Genomic DNA, 16212 nt, shown 5'->3' on the forward strand with positions numbered 1-16212 from the left:
ATGCCGATGTCTCACGGTGAGCGACACCCTCGGGCTCGGGCAACTGACGAGATCGTTGAGCGGGCCAGGGTTCTACACGAGCAGGGCCTTAGCACCGTCGAGATCGCCCAGCGCCTGGGCTACCACTACTTCACGGTGCGCGACTGGATCCGGTACCGCACCCGGACCCGGCTGACGGGGGATGTCCGATGACGCAGATCGCAGTCCGGGACGAGAACGACCGCCGGCGGCTCATGGCCCTGATCCAGAGCCGCAAGCCGCCCTTCACAGCCAGTCTGAGCAAAGGGGCGCCACGCTCACTGAACCAAAACCGCCTGCAGCGGCTGTGGATGAACGAGGCCGAGGAGCAGGGGGATCAAAGCGCCGAGGAGTACCGGGCGTTCTGCAAGCTGCACTTCGGCGTGCCGATTCTCAGGGCCGCTCACGAGGACTTCCGCGAGCAGTACGACCGGGTGGTGCGCCCGCTTGAGTACGAAATGAAGCTGCTGCTGATGCAGGTGCCCATCGACTTTCCGGTGACCCGCTTGATGACGGTGCCTGAGAAGCGTCAGTACCTCGATGACGTTTACCAGCACTTCACGGGGTTGGGCATGGGGCTGACCGAGCCGGATTGGGCGGGGAGGGAACTTGCGTGATGCTCCAGAAAACGCCGCCGGTGCGCTCGAAGAGGCTCCGCGACTCCGCCCGAGGTCAGCAATGCCAGCTTCGGCTGCCCGGCGTGTGCTCTTGGGATCCCGAGACCGTGGTGCTTGCCCACCCGCCCCTGGGCAACGGGGGCATGGCGACCAAAGGCTCGGACCTCGAAGGCGCGTTCTGCTGCTCGGCCTGCCATGACGTGCTCGACGGCCGGGTGCCGTGCCCGGATCACCTGGGCCCGGGTGCGATCTTCGGCGCCTGGATCCTGGCCGCGGCCCGGACCCGGGCGATCTGGCTGCAAATGGGGCTGCTGCGCGTCGAGGGATTCGCCCTGCCGCGCGTCGATGAGGAGGGATTCTGATGAGTCGGCGTCATGTACCTCGAGACGCGCTGGATTCCGTCGAGCAGGCCGTTCATGCCATGCAGATCCGCGAGCGCCAGTGCGAAATCTGCCTCTACGCCCGAGACCTCGGCAGCGCATGGGGCGAGCTGGTGACCGAGTGCAAGAAGGGGCTCAGGCGTCCGGCCCGGGGGCGGCGTTGCCGCGGGTTCCGGGCCGCGGAGGGTGACGGATGATCGACTTCGAGTTGCCGGAGCCGACGATCCTGCTCAACCGCTGGCAGCGGATGCACTGGCGCGACCGGCGCCGGCACACCGAAGCCGTGGCCTGGATGGTGCGCGCAGCCGTGACGCCGCCGGCGCAGCCTGTCGCACGCTGCCAGGTTCACATCCAGCGCTACAGCGAGCGGCTGCCGGATTGGGACGGGCTCTACGGCGGGCTCAAGCCGCTGCTCGACTGCCTCGTTCGCCCCTCAAAGCGCAACCCGCACGGCCTGGGGATCATCGAAGACGACGACCCGCAGTGCATCGTGAGACTCACCGCCGAGCCGACGTTCGCACCGAGGAAGAAGGGGTGGACCCGCGTTCAGATTGTGCCCGTAGAGGGGGAGGGAGAGGCGTGATACGGACCTACAGCGCCAAGCTGGCCATCACCATCGCAACGCTCCACGGGTGGCAGACGCCGGAATCCGATCAGATGCGCTACCGCTGCCGGATCGACTTCTCGCCTGCGACCAGCACGGCAGGGGCCGTTGCCCATGGGATCGACTGTGGCCGGGTGCTCGCGGCCGTGGATGACTGCCCTGAGCCCTCCCGGCTGTGGCTCTACATCGCCTACGCTGAGCCGGCCGCGGAATGGGTGTCCGATGAGGGCGTGTTCCGGTTGCACGACCTGCTGACCCTCGCCGTGCGGGAGCGGATTCCCGGGCTCAAGGTGGCAGCGGATCGCCTGGAGTCGCTGATGCTCGCGGCGATGGGGGATAAGCGGTGGACCGGACTCGGCAACCCGCGCCTGCGCCCCGCGGACTACGCGCGCAAGGTGGGGTTCCCGCGACAGTCTTGGCCGAACTACCGGCGGGTGGTGCAGGCGGCGCACGACCAGATCGACGATTGGGAGGCGGTAGGACTCAAAAGGGTGGCTGCGGTGCTCGATAGTCGGCTGCCTGATATTGACGCGCAGCAGGTCTGACAATACTATGTCTCGATAGCTACCATGCCATTGGTGTAAGCAAGCCCGGCTTCCTCGCGGATCGCCGGGTTTTTTTATTCCTGCCCCCCGGTGCCCCCCACATGCACGACATCGACCAGCTTACCGCCCGGTTCTCGGAGCGGTACGGGATCCCTGTGCGCCTGCTGCGCGCGATCATCGAGGTCGAGAGCGCCGGCAATCCCTACGCGATGCGGATGGAAGCCAATTACCGCTGGCTATGGGACGTGCGCCACAACGCGCCTCACCGTGGCGGCCCCTTCTACGCACCCCCCGGCGCCTCGCGCCCCACCGAGTCCTATGGCCAGCGTACGAGCTGGGGGCTCATGCAGATCATGGGCGCCACCGCGCGCGAGATCGGATTCAAGGGAACCTTCCTCTCCGCGCTCTGCGACCCGGAAACCAACCTGCAATACGGGTGCGAGTATCTGATGCGCCTATACCGGCGCTTCGGGAATCAGCATGGCTGGACGGGCGTTGCCGCGGCGTACAACGCTGGCAGTCCGCGCATGACCGATGGGCGCTACGTCAACCAGGAATACGTGGACCGACTGATCCAGGCGGGGTGGGAGGAATGATCGAACGATACCAGGGGCTCGGGCACGGGCGACTTCTTCTTGTAATGGCCGCCGGCATCGGTCTGGTGGTGTCCGTGATGGCTGGCTGTGCGGCCATCACCGAGCGCGGCGACCGGGCCGCCGAGCGCGTCGGCCAGGCGGTGCATGACTACTGCCTGGCAACCGGCAAGGAAGACCGGCAGGCGCTTCGCCAGCGCGCCAACGCCGCCGCGGCCCCGCACAGCGTCCGGGTGAACTGCGATGAGTAAGCGCGGATCCGTTGTCCACCTCGTCCACGGGGCGTTCAACAAGAACGCCTCGGGTTGGGACGCCCTGGCCGCCGAACTGATCGCTGCTGGTTGCGAGGCCGTGATCCACGACTACGGCTGGGTGGGCCCACTGACGACGCGCCGGCGCTCTCGTCGAGTTGGGCACGACCTGGCTACCGACATCGGCCCCGAGGATCACGTCGTCGCATTCTCCAATGGCGCCTTGGTCTGCTGGGAGGCCCTGGAGGCGGGGATGAAGTGTGACCGCATGTTGCTGATCCAGCCAGCGCTCACCAAGCACGCCGAGTTCGGCCCCGGCGCCCGGAGCATCACGGTCCTTTACAACCGGCGCGATTTCGCCGTGCAAATGGCGCGGCTTTGGGCCTGGGTCAATCCGGTCAGTTGGGCCTGGCGCCACCACTGGGGCGCGATGGGGCGCTACGGCCCACAAACCGAAGACCAGCGCGTGCGCGGCATCGACACCGAGCGCGAGGCCGACACTATCGGGCATACGGCCTGGCGAGAGGAGCACGCCGGGTACTGGCTACCACGGATCGTAAACCTGATCGAAGATCAATGACCCAGCCACCAGAACAAACCAACGCGGAACTGTACGTCAACCTGCACCGCGAGTTGGGCCACGTCGAGGGCCGCGTCGTGATCCTGGAGAAAGGCCAGGATCGTATCGAGGTCAAGGTAGACCGGATGGGCGAGACGCTGGGCGGGAAACTCGACTCGCTGCGGGATGATCTGGCCTACCGCCGAGGGTATGGATCCGGCGGTTGGAAGGTGGCCAGCGTCGTCGGCGCCCTCGTCGCCCTCATGCTCGGCATCGTCATGTGGGGGCTGACGGAGTACCACCGCGCGCAAATCTCCGGGGCTGTATATAAAAACACCCAGGAAGCGGCAGAACAGGTGTTGGAGCAACGCGGCCACTGATCACCGGTGCGGTTCGTGTGCGTGACCGGGCTCCGTAGAAGCAGGATCAAAACCATGGGCAAGACCTCCGGGCTTACCGACCGGCAGCGCCGGTTCGTGCAGGAATACCTGATTGACGCCAACGCCTCGAAGGCGGCGATCCGCGCCGGCTACAGCGAGAAGACCGCATCGCGGATAGGCCCGGAACTGCTTGGAAAACCTTGGGTGCGTGCGGAAATCGACAAAGGCCAAAGCCAACGGGCTCAGAAGCTGGAGATCACCGCCGAGCGGGTGATCGAGGAGCTGGCCCGAGTGGCGATGGCTGACCCGCGCAAGCTGTTCCGCGAGGACGGTTCGCCGAAGCCGGTCCAGGAGTTGGACGACCAGACCGCTGCCGCGCTCTCCCGCGTGAAGGTGCGCGCCATCCCGGGCAGCGAGGCGCAGGTGCTCGAGTACCGGCTGATCGACAAGAACCAGGCCCTCGACAAGCTGATGAAGCACGTCGGCGGGTACAAGGCCGACAACGAGCAACGGGGCATGTTCGGCACCCTGGATCGCGACACGCTCAAGGCCCTGCGTGAGCAGGTGAAGGCCGCCGAGCAGAAGGCCGAGCAGTCGCCAGTGAAGAAGGGCAGCGATGCAGGTTCTCGACCCGAGCTTCATTGAGGGCCTGTCGCCCCTGGAGCGGCGCGCGATCCTCGCGCAGATTGACGAGGAGCTTGCCCAGGAGCGCCTGGCCGACTACCGACCCTACGCCAAGCAGCGCGAGTTCCACGCCGCCGGGGCGAGCTTCCGCGAAAGGCTATTACGGGCAGGCAACCAGCAGGGCAAGACGTTTGCGACCGGCGCCGAGGTCGCCTATCACCTCACCGGCGAGTACCCCGACTGGTGGCCCGGCCGGCGCTGGGATCGCCCCGTAGTGGTGTGGGCGAGTGGTGAGACCGGCGAGACGACGCGCGATAACGGCCAGCGCGTACTTCTTGGGCATCCGGGCGAGGAGGGCACGGGACTGGTCCCCAAGCGGTGTCTGACCAGCGATTACGGCATGGCCGCCGGCGTCAGCCACCTCTACGACTACATCCGTGTGAAGCACGCAAGCGGCGGCTACTCCTTCCTTCGGTTTCGCTATTACGCCCAGGGCCGGCGCAAGTGGCAGGGCCCGCCGGTCGATTTCGTCTGGTATGACGAAGAACCGCCTGAGGACATTTACGACGAGGGCCTGGCGCGGACTATCGCCACGGGAGGGATCGTCGCGCTCTCGTTCACGCCGCTGATGGGCATGTCGTCGGTCGTGTCGAGGTATCTGATGGAAGACTCCGATCAGCGCCACGACACGAACATGACCATCCATGACGCCGAGCACATCGACGCCGAGGAGCGCCAGCGGATCATCGCCTCGTTCCCGGCACACGAGCGCGAGGCTCGCGCCCACGGCATCCCGACCCTCGGCTCCGGGCGGATCTTCCCCATCGCCGAGGAGGAGATCAGCGTCGAGCCGTTCACGGTGCCTGCCATCTGGCCAGTGATCGGTGGCCTCGACTTCGGCTGGGACCACCCGACCGCCGCCGCGAAGATCGTATGGGACCGCGACTCGGACACGATCTACGTCACCAACGGCTACCGAAAGAGCCAGGCGACGCCCGTGATCCACGCCGCGGCGCTCAAGCCCTGGGGGCCGCGCTTGCCGTGGGCCTGGCCGCACGACGGGTACCAGACCGAGAAGGGCTCCGGCGTGCAGCTTGCCGAGCAGTACCGGGAGCAGGGGCTCAACATGCTCCCCACCCACGCCGCGTTCCCAGAAACCCGAGACGACACCCGGCTCTCGCGCACGAGTGTGGAGGCCGGCCTGGCCGAAATGCTCGACCGAATGCAGACCGGTCGGTTCAAGGTATTCAGCCACCTCAAAGACTGGTTTGAGGAGTTCCGGCTCTACCACCGCAAGGACGGGAAGATCGTCAAGGAGCGCGACGACTTGCTCGACGCTACCCGGTACGCGCTGATGATGATCCGCCACGCCGAGCCGCCGTCCGCATCCGCCGGCACCACCGTCGCCCGCCCGGCACCCGACTGGAGAGTCTGACCCGTATGACAAAGCCACTGCCCCGCGAGCGCATCGAGCAGATCCTCACCGACCTGCGCTATGAGCCCGCATGGCGTGCCGAGGCCGCGCGCGAGGCCGACTTCTACGATGGCAATCAGCTTGATACCGAGACGATGCAGCGGATGCGTGAGCTGGGCATCGCGCCCATCGTCGTCAATTTGATTCGCCCAACTATCGACACCGTGCTCGGCCTGGAGGCGCGTACCCGCACCGACCCCATCGTGCGCGGCGAGGACGACCAGGCCACCGAGGTGGCCGAGGCCCTGAACGTCAAACTCCAGGAGGCCGTGCGCCTCGCACGCTTCAACACCGGGTGCTCGGAGGCCCACGAATCGCAAGTGAAGGTCGGCATCGGGTGGCTGGAGGTCAGCCGCGAGTCCGACCCGTTCAAGTACCCGTACCGCGTGCAGGCCGTCCACCGCGACGAAATCTGGTTCGACTACCGCTCCCGCGACCCGATGCTCCGGGACGCCCGGTACCTGGTACGCAAACGCTGGTACGACGCCGACGACCTGGAGGGACACTTCCCGCGGCACAAGCGGCTGATCCGCCAGTCGGTCGCCCAGCGCCCGGCGTGGGATGACCCGAACGCTGTCGATGTCTCGCTCGGCCGCTCCTGGGAGATCGAGCAGACGACATCGCTCCAAGAGGAGGAGTGGCTGGACACCGAGCGCCACCGGCTTGCGCTCTACGAAGTGTGGTACCGCGTCCACACCGATATGTGGGTGCTCGACCTGCCCGATGGCCGGGTCGTCGAACTCAACCGAGAGGACCGGCGGCACCTGAACGCCGTTGCCGCGGGTCTCGTAACGCCACGCAAGGCCCGCTCCTTCCGGCTGCGCGTGGCCTACTACCTCGGCCCGCACCAACTCGCCGACCGCCCCTCGCCGTACACCCACGGTCACTTCCCCTATGTGCCGTTCTTCGGCTACCGGGAGGATCGCAGCGGCGCCCCCTACGGGCTGATCCGCGCGATGAAATCCCCGCAGGAGGAGGTCAACGCCCGGCGCAGCAAGATGCTCTACAACCTCTCCACCCGCCGGGTGATCGCCGACCGGGATGCGGTGGACGACCATGCCCAGGCGGCGCAGGAGGTCGCGCGCTCGGACGCCTACATCATCACGAACCCGAGCCGGCAGAACGCCAATGGGTTCAACGTGGACACCGACGCGCGGCTCAACCCGCAGCAGTTCGAGGTGATGCAGGAGGCGAAGCAGAACATCCAGGACGCCTCGGGCCTATTCCACGAGATGATGGGTCGCGGCGCCGGATCCGGGCAGTCGGGCGAGGCGATCAAGAGTCTGGTCGAGCAGGGCCAGCAGGTGCTCGGCAAGATCATCGAGAACTACCAGGACGGCCGGCGTCTGGCCGCCGAGTTGCTCATGTCGATGCTCGTCGAAGACCTGGGCCAGAAGACCGACCTGCCGGTGCGCGTCGAGTCGGTCACCGGCGAGGTCAAGGATGTCCTCCTGAACCACCCCGAGCACGATGAGCTCGGCTACGAGTACCGGACCAACGACATCCTCAAGCTGCGCACCCAGGTCGCCCTCGACGAGACCCCGAGCAGCACGACGTACCGACAGCACTTGCTCGCGCGGATGATGGAGCTGACGCAGACGCTCCCCCCAGAACTGCAGGCGGCCGTGATGGACATCATCATCGAGGCTTCCGACCTACCCAACCGCAAGGAGTTCGTCGAGCGCATCCGCGCGGTCACCGGCATGGGCGGCGGCAGCAAGCAGCCGCAGACCGAGGAGGAGGCCCTTCAAGCGCAGCAGCAGGCCGAGGCCGAGCAGCGCCAGGCCGAGATGCAGCAGCAGGCCGCCGAGCTGGAACTGCGCGAGCGCGAGGCCCGGGTCCGCGACCTGGAGGCTCGTGCCGAGAAGGCCATGGCCGACGCCCAGCGCGCCATCGCCATGGCGCAGAAGACCGCCGGCGTCGATACCGAACACCAGGCCGCGCAGACCGCCAAGACCATCAGCGAGATCGAGCGCGGATCCCACGAGGACATGCGCGCCGAGGCCGCCCAGCACGCCGAACTGTTCGAGCGCGGGGCCCGCTTGCGCCGGGATGAACAGGCGGCAGCGCAACAGACACCGGAGGGGCCACGACACGGCCCACCCCCCTCGCCGCAGCAGACGCGGCACACCGAAACGCCCGGCCTCTGAGCCGGGCTTTTTCGTTCTAGGGGCACGACAGTCCCCGACCACGCAACTCCAGGCGATAGGAGAGACGACGCGATGAGTGGAAATACCAATGACTACCTGAGCAACCCCGAAGGTATCCCGAACGATGAGCAGGAGATCGACCGGATCCTGGCTGAACTCGAAGGCGAATCCGACGAGCAAGGCAGTGATTCGGGCGAGCCAGCCGACTCGGGCGCCAAGGGCGAGGGTGGTGCCGGCGAACCGACCGCGGACCAAACGGGCGCGGTGGTGGATAGCGGGCAGCAGTCCAAGCAGGGCGACGACCCGAAGACCGAGCAGCAGGGCCAGGGCGAGAACACCGGCACGGACGATGAGCCCGAGCGGGTAGTCAAGACGCGGGATGGCCGGCACGAGATCCCGTATTCGGTGCTCGAAGGCGCGCGCAAGCAGGCCACCGAGTACCAGCGCGAGGCTGAACGGCTCCGGCAAGAGCTGGAGCAACTGCGCCAGGGCCAGGCCCCTTCAAAGGGCGCCCAGGGTGCCCCCCAGCAAGACGGCAACTCCCCCGATAGCGGAGAGGAGGGCGGTACCGAGGAACTGGACCTGGAGGCGTTCCGGCGCGACTACGGCGACGAACTGGCGAAGCCGCTGGAGGTGCTCTACCGGCAGAACCAGCAGCTCCGCGAGGAGATCGAGCGTCGCCACCAGCAGGCCGAGGAGCGCGTGCAGCAGACCGAGCAGCAGCGGATCCAGGCCGAGGTCGATCAGGCCAAGGCCGCGGTCACCGACGCCAACGGCAAGCCGGTCCTCATCGAATGGGAGCAAAGCGGCGACCCGCGCTATGCCGCCGCTGTGGCCCTCGATGAGCAGCTTCGCGCGAACCCCAAGTATCAGGACTACTCGCTGGAGGATCGCTTCCGCGAGGTGGTCAAGATGCTCGGCATCTCCACCGCATCGCAACGCAACACCGAGGACGTGACCGCCGCTGCCGCCCGCCGGCTGCAAGAGGCGGAGCGGACCAGCGACGACACACCCAACTCTCTATCCGACCTGCCGGGCGGCGCTGCCGCGGGGGCCAGTGAATCCGAGGAAGTCGAGCGCATGTCGGCAACCCAGCTTGCCGAGAAGCTCGAGCGGATGAGCGATTCCCAACGCGAGGAGTTTCTGGCCCGGCTCTAGTAGTCGAGGACGAAGATCATGGCTCGTACCAACATCCCGGTCGGCTCTCCGCTGGCCAAGAAGCTCTATTCCGTTGCGGCCTTCGCTGAGACCCAGCGCCGGCCGTCGTTCCGTCGCCGACTGACCGGCCCCGCGCCCAAGCAGTCCGGGGCGGAGTCCAAGCTCAAGGGGCAGACCAGCCCGGACTATCCCATCGTGCAGATCCGCGACCTGAGCACCGGCGCCGGCGACCAGGTGAGCGTGGACCTGTTCAACATCATCACCGGCCGCCCGACGATGGGTGATCGCAAGCTGGCCGGGCGCATGATGGATCTGACGTTCAGTTCCATGGACCTGCGCATCGACCAGTACCGCGCTGGCGTGGACACCGGCGGTCGCATGACGCAAAAGCGCACTGTTCACCAGCTTCGCGGCATCGCCAAGGCCAACCTGGCTGGTTACGGCGCACGGTTGGAGGATCAGCTTGCGCACGTCCACATGGCCGGTGCCCGCGGTGACGACGATGGCATTGATTGGGCCGTGCCCAAGGAGAGCCACGAGGAGTTCGCCGACATCGTGGTGAACGACGTGGCGCCGCCGTCCTACGGCCGGTACTTCTGCGCCGGCAGCGCGGACAACGTGAGCCAGATCGGGAGTACGAACATCATCACCCTGGAGACCATCGACATGCTCCGGGCGACCCTCGATGACGATGTGTTCCCGCTCCAGCCGATCCGCCTGCAAGACGCCAGCGGCAACATGGACCCGCAGGCCGACGACAACCCGCTCTACCTGCTCACGATCTCCAGCCGGCAGTGGTACCAGTTCCTCCAGAGCACGTCGGGCAACGACTGGCGCACGTTCATCTCGAACGCCCACGCTCGCAGCCAGGGCTGGAACCACCCGCTGTTTCTCGGCGAGTGCGGCATGTGGAACGGGATCCTCGTGAAGAAACACAACCGCGCGGTTCGCTTCTACCAGGGCTCGCCGGTCAAGAGCCACAACTCCAGCGGTGCTGTGGTCGAGAACGAGGCGGCTGCGCCGGTGGACCGGGCCCTGTTGCTCGGCGCCCAGGCGCTCGCCGAGGCGTATGGCAACCACGGCACCAGCGGCTACCACGCGAACTGGCACGAGGAGAAGGTGGACCACGACAACGGCATGGAGGTCTCCATGGCGTTCATGGGCGGCAAGGCCAAGGTCCGCTTCAAGCGCCAGGACACCGGCCTGATGACCGACCACGGCGTGATCGCAGTGGACTCCTACGCGCCGGATCCGACCGCCTGAGCCGGCCATGGGGGCGGCCCAGCGCCGTCCCCTCTCCCTGAATCCCTGGAGGACTGAATCATGGCTCGCATCAACTTCGAGCAGCTTCACACCGACATCATCCATGCCGGCGAGTACGGCAACACCGCCACGGCCACCGCGACTCTCAACGTCGATGGCTCCAGCGGCGATACCGTCCACTTCATTCGCCTGCCGGCCCACACCCGGCTCCTGGATCTGATGGTGGTCCACGGTGCCTGCGGCAGCGGGGCCAGCGCCTCGTTCGGCTACATGACCGAGAACGACACCGAGGCGACCTACTTCACCGGCTCCAAGTCGCTGGCCAGTGCTGGTCGCATCCGCGCCGACTCGAACCACGCCCCCAAGGTGGTCGAGGAGGTCTGCGACATCATCGCCTCGCTCGGCGCCGGCGTGGACGGTGAGATCACCGTCGTCGCCACCTACGACTGGCAAGGCAAGTAACCCCGCAATCCGGGGCGGCCACGCGCCGCCCCGCCGGAGGGTAGCCCCATGAAGGTGAAGTACATCGGCCGCGAGCCGACCCACCGGGATCGGCTCTACGGCAGCGGCGTGTTCTGGTCCGGCCCTGGCGACGTGCAGGAGGTCGAGGAGGAGATCGCCGCGCGGATGCTCAAGCGCCACCCCGATCAGTACGCGCTGGTCAGCGGCGCGACCGACACCGGGCAGAAGCAGGCCCAGGAGGGCGAGCAGCCCGAGAGCGGCGAGGAGGACGGCGAGGGCGCGGAAGACCTGGTGATCGAGATCCGCGGCGAGTTCTACCCCGTGCGTAAGCTCTCCCGCGACGTGCTCGCCGAGTACGCCGAGCAGCGCCACGGCGTGAAGCTCGACAAGCGCCGCTCGGCACAGTCGCTCGCCGCGGAGATCCGCCGACTGGAGACGGGGGGCTGAGACGATGCCGACGGTGACGGCGAAGATGATCCTCGACCGGGCTTCGAGCACGCTCAACGATGAAGCCGGCGTGCGCTGGGGCTCGGCCGACCTGCTTACCTATGTCTCCGACGCGCAGCGCGAGATCGTCATTCTCAAGCCGTCGGCCAACGCCCTCAACGACGTGGTGGCGCTGACCCCGGGCACCCGGCAGCGGTTGCCGCAGGGGGGCATCACGCTGATCGACGTGGTGCGCAACATGGGCGGTGACGGCAACACCCCCGGCCGTGCCGTGCGACCCGTGCGCCGGGCCATCCTCGACGCCACCCGCCCGGACTGGCACACGGAGCCACCGAGCGCGGAGGTCAAGCACTTCGTCTTCGATGAGCGCGACCCCAAGACGTTCTACGTCACCCCGGGGCAACCGGATCCGGCCGGCCACCTGGAGATCGTCTACTCCGCATCCCCGGCCGAGGTGGAGAGCCTGGAGAGCCCCATCACGCTCGATGACGTATTCCAGACCCCGATCTACTACTACGTCATGTCCCGGGCGCACGCCAAGTCGAGCACCCCGCGCCCGCAGCTTGCCACCCTCTACTACGAGCAGTTCGTCACGGCCGTGACCGGGCGCATCGAGGCGCAGCGGGATATGCACCAGGTCCGGGCGCATCAGCGCGTGGAGGAGGGCATCGGCCATGCTTGATACCGCCGCCCTCGTGCGCAGCGTCCAGCTTGACCTGATCGAGCACCCCGACTACCCGGCGTGGACCGATGAGCACTTCTCCGACATGCTCCGCGCCGCCCTGGACCAGCTTGCCCTGGTGCGCCCCGAGGCGTTCCAGCGGGTGGCCTCGGTCGCCTTGCAGCGGGGCGTGACCCACCACATCCCCGAGGATGGCGTGCGGCTGATGGAGGTCACCGCGAACGTGGACCAGGGCCTTCCCGGGGAGGCGATCACGCGGGTCGATGGGGCGACCCTGGCCCGCTTCGACCCGGCCTGGCGCGGCCGCCCCGAGGCCGATCAGGTGGACCATTACCTGTGGGATGAACGCCAGCCCCGGGTCTTTCACACCGTGCCGGCGGTGCGCCCTGGCACGCGCGTTCAGATCGTCTACATCCAGCAGCCTCCGGCCTTCGAGGTTGGTGCCTACCCGACCCTTGGGCAGATGCCCAGCCACTACCGCGAGCCGCTGCGCCACTGGATGCTCTACCGCGCCTGGCTCAAGGACACCCGAGCGGGCATCGAGCCGAAGGCCCAAGCCCACTACGAGTGGTTCTACCACGCGCTTGGCGAGAAGGTGCCTGTCTCCCAGCGCACAGACCCCCGCACCCAAGAGCCCCACCAGCGGGCATAGCACGACAAGAGGACTAGGCCACCATGACAGGCTTTACCAATGAAGCACGCGACATGGCTCTCGATCATGTCTTTCGCAGCGGCACCGTCTACCTGGCCGCCCGTGTCGGCGGCAGTGAGGTGAGCGGCAACGGCCACAGCCGCCAGGCGGCGAGTTTCGGCGCTCCGACCGCGGCATCGAGCAGTGGCCGGGCCGTGTTCACCAACGCCGACGTGGAGTTCTCCGAGGCGACCGGCACCTGGGGCGAGGTCGATGAGGTGGCCGTCTACGACGCCAGTTCCGGCGGCACGCGCCTGGCTATCGCCCCCCTGGCAACGGCCCGGGAGATCCTGGAGGGCGACATCCTCCGGTTCCCCGCCGGCGAGGTCCAGGTGTCCATCGACTGATGGGTGAGCGGCTAACGATGCGGCGCGTCGGGGGTGTCTGATGGCTCAATACCAAGTGGACTGGACCGGCGTGCCCATCGGCACTACCCCGCCGAATATCGTTGGCTACTACGGCGGCGCCGACCAGAACTGGATCGTCGAGTCGCGTGGCTCCCTGCCCGACGGCGTAGGGGCCCGCCCGCCTTCCTCCAGTCCGATGACCCACGCCCATTGGGTAGACGTTTTCCCCTCCGAGGATCAGGAAGTCCTGACCGTGGTGGACTACCCGAGCATTACCCCAGGCTGGACGGAGTGCTACATCGGCGTGATGCTGCGCTCGAACCTCTCCGGCGGGGGGTATCACCTCGGGCTCTACTCGCAGCATGTTTGGGGCGAGGATCACGTCCTGCGGGCTGCCATCGGCCAGGGCACTACGGGGCTGAATATCTACACCGAGACGGTGATTGCCCCGTCCACGGGTGGCCTATGGAGCCTGCGCGCCCAGGCCCAGGGCTCGAACCTGCGCCTCAAGGTGTGGCCTTACGAAACCCCCGAGCCTGCCGCCTGGACGCTGGAGGCGACCAACAGCCAATGGGACGCCGGCGTTGTCGGCCTGTCTCACCGGGAGAACCATCCCTATTTTATTGGGCCGATGGCGGCCGGGACGGACGGTGATCCGCCGCCCGCTCCGGGTGGCCCGCCTCCGATCCCGGTCAGTCTCCAGAGCACGCAGATCACCGCAGGCTCCGCCCGGCTGGGTTGGGAACTGCCATGACCACCTTTGACCTGGAGTGGCGCGAACTCGGCGGGCCAAGCACGCTGGTCGAGGGCATCCCCGACACGCACTACGAACTGACCGGCCTGGCCCCCGGCGCCGACTACCAGTGGCGCGTGCGCGCGGTCGAGGGCGACGAGGCTGGTGATTGGTCCGAGTGGCAGGCGTTCACCACCCGGGCGGCCAAGGAGGCCAGCGCGGGTGTGCAGGCGTCCACCTCGACGGCGGCCTCCGCAAACCGTCAGCGTCTCCTCGCGGCCAGCGCGCAGGCGGTCACCTCAATGGCTGCTACCGCGAGACGCCGGCGTTTTGTGCAGGCCAGCGCGAGCGCGGGGGCGGTCACGTCGATGGCGGTTGCCGCGGGGCGTCGGCGCTTTCGGGAGGCCAGCGCCAGCGTAGGGGCAAGCACGGCGGCGAGCGCGAACGAGGTGGTGATCCTGCGGGTCCGCAGGGCCAGTGCCGGCGTCCTGGCGTCCTCCTCGGCGAGCGCCCAGCCGGTCTTGACCCGGGCGGCGTCCGCTGCTGCCACCGCCACCACGGCAGTCAGTGCAAGCGGCGAGTCCCGGCCGGCCGTCCCGGACGAGTACCTGGAGCAGTGGACCGGGGTGGCGCTGGGACAAACCCCGGAGAATATCACCCGGCTTGTCGGCGACATGTCGGCGTACACCGTCACCGAGAGCCCGGTGATGCCCGAAGGGGTCGGGCTGCGTCCGAATAGCAGCATCTACTCGGTGGTCCGCTGGGACACCCCGCCCGATGATACGGACGAGCAGGAAGTCCTGGCGGCCATTGATTACCCCTCGCACAGCACGTCGTGGGCGGACGGGTTCGGTGTTGCGCTGCGCCTGCAATCGACCGGCAACGGGTACTTCTTCCTGCTGCGCAACACCACGGGGATCCCGGGCCTTTCGGCCGTCATAGGCACCAGCCCGTCGAGCATCTCGGTCATTGCCGAGGAGGGCGTTACCAGCGCGACGAGTGGGCTTTTCCTCCTGCGCGCCCGGGCGTCGGGCTCTACCCTGCGCATGAAGGTCTGGCCCGCGAACGAGCGCGAGCCCACCGAGTGGACAGTAACCGGGACGAACAACAGCCACCCCACCGGCGCGGTGGGCTTCCGCCACTCCGGCGGCCATAACTTCGTTGCCGGCCCCGTCAGCCTTGGCATCAACGGCGTTCGCCCGCCACGGATCGGCTTCACCGTCTTCACCAACGCCTCGACCGACATCCGCGCCGTCACGCAGGTGAGCGCGCGCGGGATTCGCACGGCGGCGGCGCAGGCTGGGGCCGAGGCGGTCAGTTCCGCCCGGGCCGGCTCGGGTCGGATCGTCGCGGCGTCGGCCCGTGCCTGCGCGCAGTCGGCCGCCCATGCCTTGCGGGTGAGCCGCAGGCGGATCACCTCGGCCCGCGTCGAGTCGAGCACCGAGGCCCGCGCCCTGCCCAAGCGCGAGCGGCGTGGGGCGTTCAGCATCGCGGCCACCAGTGGCCTTTCCTCGGCTGCGATCCGGCTGCGCCTGCTGGCTGCCCGGGTCGAGTCCAACGCCCAGGTGCGCGCCTCGGCGCGGCTGATTCGCTCCGATGCCGCATCGACCGGGGCGAGAACCGGCAGCGAGGCGCTGGCCGGGATCGAGCTACGCGGCCGTGCCGCTGTTCACGCCGAAACCTCGGCGCAAGCCCTCGGGCTGCTGGCCGGGGACACTTCGCTGTGGGTGCAGGCGCAGACCCGCGCCGGGGCAATCCCCGCCCGGACCCGCCGTGTGGCGGCGCAGACGAGCGCCGAGAGCACCGCCGGCGGCGAGCGTGCGCGCCGGGTCCGCAGCGTCAGCGCCCATGGCCGCTCGGCAGGCGATGCCTTGGCTTCGGGGCAGCGCACGAGCAATGCGCGCGCGCTCGGCACCAGTCGCGCGCTCGCCCTGGCCCTCGGCTCACGTCGCCGGTGGGCGGCCGCACGGGCCGAGGCCCTTACCCGCGGCTTTGCCCGGGGGACGTGGGCGGACGGCGATGCTGCAAACGTCCAGGCCGTCACCGACATGGTGGCCCGCGCACGGGCCATCGTCGTGGCGAAGGCCCTGGTGTCGTCGAGCACCGACGCCTCCTCGCGCAGCATCGGCGGCTATCTGCACGGAGCCATCCACCACCCGGCCGACGATACGCAGACCCTCTATCGGCCGGCCGAGGGCACGCAGACCCTCTACCGCCCGGCCACCTACAACTAA

22 protein-coding genes are annotated in these 16212 nt (G+C 67.9%); all 22 read left to right on the forward strand.

Features of this window, described 5'->3' with window-relative positions:
• The 22 genes from LRG10_RS03660 to LRG10_RS03765 all read left to right on the forward strand — a co-directional run bounded on the left by LRG10_RS03660 (position 1) and on the right by LRG10_RS03765 (position 16212).
• The gene (locus LRG10_RS03660) at positions 1 to 192 is read left to right on the forward strand and encodes a hypothetical protein (protein WP_238634735.1); all 192 of its coding nucleotides are present in this window, start codon (positions 1 to 3) and stop codon (positions 190 to 192) included.
• Positions 189 to 635 carry a hypothetical protein gene (locus tag LRG10_RS03665; protein WP_238634736.1) on the forward strand — a complete coding sequence of 149 codons (447 nt, stop codon included), beginning with the start codon at positions 189 to 191 and terminating at the stop codon, positions 633 to 635. Before LRG10_RS03660 ends, LRG10_RS03665 begins: the two co-directional genes overlap by 4 nt.
• Positions 635 to 997: a nuclease domain-containing protein gene (locus LRG10_RS03670; protein ID WP_238634737.1), complete on the forward strand. Its 363-nt coding sequence runs from the start codon at positions 635 to 637 to the stop codon at positions 995 to 997. Before LRG10_RS03665 ends, LRG10_RS03670 begins: the two co-directional genes overlap by 1 nt.
• Positions 997 to 1212: a hypothetical protein gene (locus LRG10_RS03675; RefSeq protein WP_201169693.1), complete on the forward strand. Its 216-nt coding sequence runs from the start codon at positions 997 to 999 to the stop codon at positions 1210 to 1212. The genes LRG10_RS03670 and LRG10_RS03675 overlap by 1 nt, the downstream gene beginning before the upstream one ends.
• A complete protein-coding gene (locus tag LRG10_RS03680; protein ID WP_238634738.1) occupies positions 1209 to 1598 on the forward strand; it encodes a hypothetical protein in 390 nt (129 codons plus the stop codon). The genes LRG10_RS03675 and LRG10_RS03680 overlap by 4 nt, the downstream gene beginning before the upstream one ends.
• A complete protein-coding gene (locus tag LRG10_RS03685) occupies positions 1595 to 2164 on the forward strand; it encodes a hypothetical protein (RefSeq protein ID WP_201169691.1) in 570 nt (189 codons plus the stop codon). The genes LRG10_RS03680 and LRG10_RS03685 overlap by 4 nt, the downstream gene beginning before the upstream one ends.
• 101 nt (positions 2165 to 2265) lie before the next feature.
• Complete coding sequence (locus LRG10_RS03690) at positions 2266 to 2760, forward strand: lytic transglycosylase domain-containing protein (protein WP_238634739.1); 495 nt, start codon at positions 2266 to 2268, stop codon at positions 2758 to 2760.
• Positions 2757 to 3008 (forward strand): hypothetical protein, encoded by a 252-nt coding sequence (locus tag LRG10_RS03695; protein ID WP_201169689.1) that lies wholly within the window; start codon positions 2757 to 2759, stop codon positions 3006 to 3008. The genes LRG10_RS03690 and LRG10_RS03695 overlap by 4 nt, the downstream gene beginning before the upstream one ends.
• A complete protein-coding gene (locus tag LRG10_RS03700; protein WP_238634740.1) occupies positions 3001 to 3588 on the forward strand; it encodes a hypothetical protein in 588 nt (195 codons plus the stop codon). The genes LRG10_RS03695 and LRG10_RS03700 overlap by 8 nt, the downstream gene beginning before the upstream one ends.
• Positions 3585 to 3947, forward strand: coding sequence for a hypothetical protein (locus tag LRG10_RS03705; protein WP_238634741.1), 363 nt, complete (start codon positions 3585 to 3587; stop codon positions 3945 to 3947). The genes LRG10_RS03700 and LRG10_RS03705 overlap by 4 nt, the downstream gene beginning before the upstream one ends.
• 54 nt (positions 3948 to 4001) lie before the next feature.
• Positions 4002 to 4592, forward strand: a complete 591-nt coding sequence (locus LRG10_RS03710) for a terminase small subunit (protein ID WP_238634742.1) — start codon at positions 4002 to 4004, stop codon at positions 4590 to 4592.
• Positions 4564 to 6006 (forward strand): terminase large subunit domain-containing protein, encoded by a 1443-nt coding sequence (locus tag LRG10_RS03715; protein WP_238634743.1) that lies wholly within the window; start codon positions 4564 to 4566, stop codon positions 6004 to 6006. Before LRG10_RS03710 ends, LRG10_RS03715 begins: the two co-directional genes overlap by 29 nt.
• 5 nt (positions 6007 to 6011) lie before the next feature.
• A complete protein-coding gene (locus LRG10_RS03720; RefSeq protein ID WP_238634744.1) occupies positions 6012 to 8195 on the forward strand; it encodes a hypothetical protein in 2184 nt (727 codons plus the stop codon).
• A gap of 72 nt (positions 8196 to 8267) precedes the next feature.
• The gene (locus tag LRG10_RS03725; protein WP_238634745.1) at positions 8268 to 9353 is read left to right on the forward strand and encodes a hypothetical protein; all 1086 of its coding nucleotides are present in this window, start codon (positions 8268 to 8270) and stop codon (positions 9351 to 9353) included.
• 18 nt (positions 9354 to 9371) lie between these two features.
• Positions 9372 to 10616 carry a N4-gp56 family major capsid protein gene (locus tag LRG10_RS03730; protein WP_201169677.1) on the forward strand — a complete coding sequence of 415 codons (1245 nt, stop codon included), beginning with the start codon at positions 9372 to 9374 and terminating at the stop codon, positions 10614 to 10616.
• A gap of 60 nt (positions 10617 to 10676) precedes the next feature.
• Complete coding sequence (locus LRG10_RS03735) at positions 10677 to 11078, forward strand: hypothetical protein (protein ID WP_201169674.1); 402 nt, start codon at positions 10677 to 10679, stop codon at positions 11076 to 11078.
• Between the two features lie 48 nt (positions 11079 to 11126).
• Complete coding sequence (locus LRG10_RS03740) at positions 11127 to 11525, forward strand: hypothetical protein (RefSeq protein ID WP_238634746.1); 399 nt, start codon at positions 11127 to 11129, stop codon at positions 11523 to 11525.
• 4 nt (positions 11526 to 11529) lie between these two features.
• Positions 11530 to 12207, forward strand: coding sequence for a DUF6682 family protein (locus LRG10_RS03745; RefSeq protein ID WP_201169670.1), 678 nt, complete (start codon positions 11530 to 11532; stop codon positions 12205 to 12207).
• Positions 12200 to 12859, forward strand: coding sequence for a DUF6682 family protein (locus LRG10_RS03750; RefSeq protein WP_201169668.1), 660 nt, complete (start codon positions 12200 to 12202; stop codon positions 12857 to 12859). Before LRG10_RS03745 ends, LRG10_RS03750 begins: the two co-directional genes overlap by 8 nt.
• Positions 12860 to 12912: 53 nt before the next feature.
• On the forward strand, positions 12913 to 13245 hold the full coding sequence (locus LRG10_RS03755) for a hypothetical protein (protein WP_201169666.1): 333 nt from the start codon (positions 12913 to 12915) through the stop codon (positions 13243 to 13245).
• Between the two features lie 40 nt (positions 13246 to 13285).
• Positions 13286 to 13999 carry a hypothetical protein gene (locus LRG10_RS03760; RefSeq protein WP_201169665.1) on the forward strand — a complete coding sequence of 238 codons (714 nt, stop codon included), beginning with the start codon at positions 13286 to 13288 and terminating at the stop codon, positions 13997 to 13999.
• On the forward strand, positions 13996 to 16212 hold the full coding sequence (locus LRG10_RS03765; protein WP_238634747.1) for a fibronectin type III domain-containing protein: 2217 nt from the start codon (positions 13996 to 13998) through the stop codon (positions 16210 to 16212). Before LRG10_RS03760 ends, LRG10_RS03765 begins: the two co-directional genes overlap by 4 nt.

This window comes from Halorhodospira sp. 9628 (assembly GCF_022228075.1).
GTDB lineage: Bacteria > Pseudomonadota > Gammaproteobacteria > Nitrococcales > Halorhodospiraceae > Halorhodospira > Halorhodospira halophila_A.

Excerpts from the sequence above, each read along its gene's own strand:
- LRG10_RS03660 (WP_238634735.1), top strand. The coding sequence starts at position 1 with ATGCCGATGTCTCACGGTGAGCGACACCCTCGGGCTCGGGCAACTGAC.
- LRG10_RS03665 (WP_238634736.1), top strand. The coding sequence starts at position 189 with ATGACGCAGATCGCAGTCCGGGACGAGAACGACCGCCGGCGGCTCATG.
- LRG10_RS03670 (WP_238634737.1), top strand. The coding sequence starts at position 635 with ATGCTCCAGAAAACGCCGCCGGTGCGCTCGAAGAGGCTCCGCGACTCC.
- LRG10_RS03675 (WP_201169693.1), top strand. The coding sequence starts at position 997 with ATGAGTCGGCGTCATGTACCTCGAGACGCGCTGGATTCCGTCGAGCAG.
- LRG10_RS03680 (WP_238634738.1), top strand. The coding sequence starts at position 1,209 with ATGATCGACTTCGAGTTGCCGGAGCCGACGATCCTGCTCAACCGCTGG.
- LRG10_RS03690 (WP_238634739.1), top strand. The coding sequence starts at position 2,266 with ATGCACGACATCGACCAGCTTACCGCCCGGTTCTCGGAGCGGTACGGG.
- LRG10_RS03695 (WP_201169689.1), top strand. The coding sequence starts at position 2,757 with ATGATCGAACGATACCAGGGGCTCGGGCACGGGCGACTTCTTCTTGTA.
- LRG10_RS03700 (WP_238634740.1), top strand. The coding sequence starts at position 3,001 with ATGAGTAAGCGCGGATCCGTTGTCCACCTCGTCCACGGGGCGTTCAAC.
- LRG10_RS03705 (WP_238634741.1), top strand. The coding sequence starts at position 3,585 with ATGACCCAGCCACCAGAACAAACCAACGCGGAACTGTACGTCAACCTG.
- LRG10_RS03710 (WP_238634742.1), top strand. The coding sequence starts at position 4,002 with ATGGGCAAGACCTCCGGGCTTACCGACCGGCAGCGCCGGTTCGTGCAG.
- LRG10_RS03715 (WP_238634743.1), top strand. The coding sequence starts at position 4,564 with ATGCAGGTTCTCGACCCGAGCTTCATTGAGGGCCTGTCGCCCCTGGAG.
- LRG10_RS03720 (WP_238634744.1), top strand. The coding sequence starts at position 6,012 with ATGACAAAGCCACTGCCCCGCGAGCGCATCGAGCAGATCCTCACCGAC.
- LRG10_RS03725 (WP_238634745.1), top strand. The coding sequence starts at position 8,268 with ATGAGTGGAAATACCAATGACTACCTGAGCAACCCCGAAGGTATCCCG.
- LRG10_RS03730 (WP_201169677.1), top strand. The coding sequence starts at position 9,372 with ATGGCTCGTACCAACATCCCGGTCGGCTCTCCGCTGGCCAAGAAGCTC.
- LRG10_RS03735 (WP_201169674.1), top strand. The coding sequence starts at position 10,677 with ATGGCTCGCATCAACTTCGAGCAGCTTCACACCGACATCATCCATGCC.
- LRG10_RS03740 (WP_238634746.1), top strand. The coding sequence starts at position 11,127 with ATGAAGGTGAAGTACATCGGCCGCGAGCCGACCCACCGGGATCGGCTC.
- LRG10_RS03745 (WP_201169670.1), top strand. The coding sequence starts at position 11,530 with ATGCCGACGGTGACGGCGAAGATGATCCTCGACCGGGCTTCGAGCACG.
- LRG10_RS03750 (WP_201169668.1), top strand. The coding sequence starts at position 12,200 with ATGCTTGATACCGCCGCCCTCGTGCGCAGCGTCCAGCTTGACCTGATC.
- LRG10_RS03755 (WP_201169666.1), top strand. The coding sequence starts at position 12,913 with ATGGCTCTCGATCATGTCTTTCGCAGCGGCACCGTCTACCTGGCCGCC.
- LRG10_RS03760 (WP_201169665.1), top strand. The coding sequence starts at position 13,286 with ATGGCTCAATACCAAGTGGACTGGACCGGCGTGCCCATCGGCACTACC.
- LRG10_RS03765 (WP_238634747.1), top strand. The coding sequence starts at position 13,996 with ATGACCACCTTTGACCTGGAGTGGCGCGAACTCGGCGGGCCAAGCACG.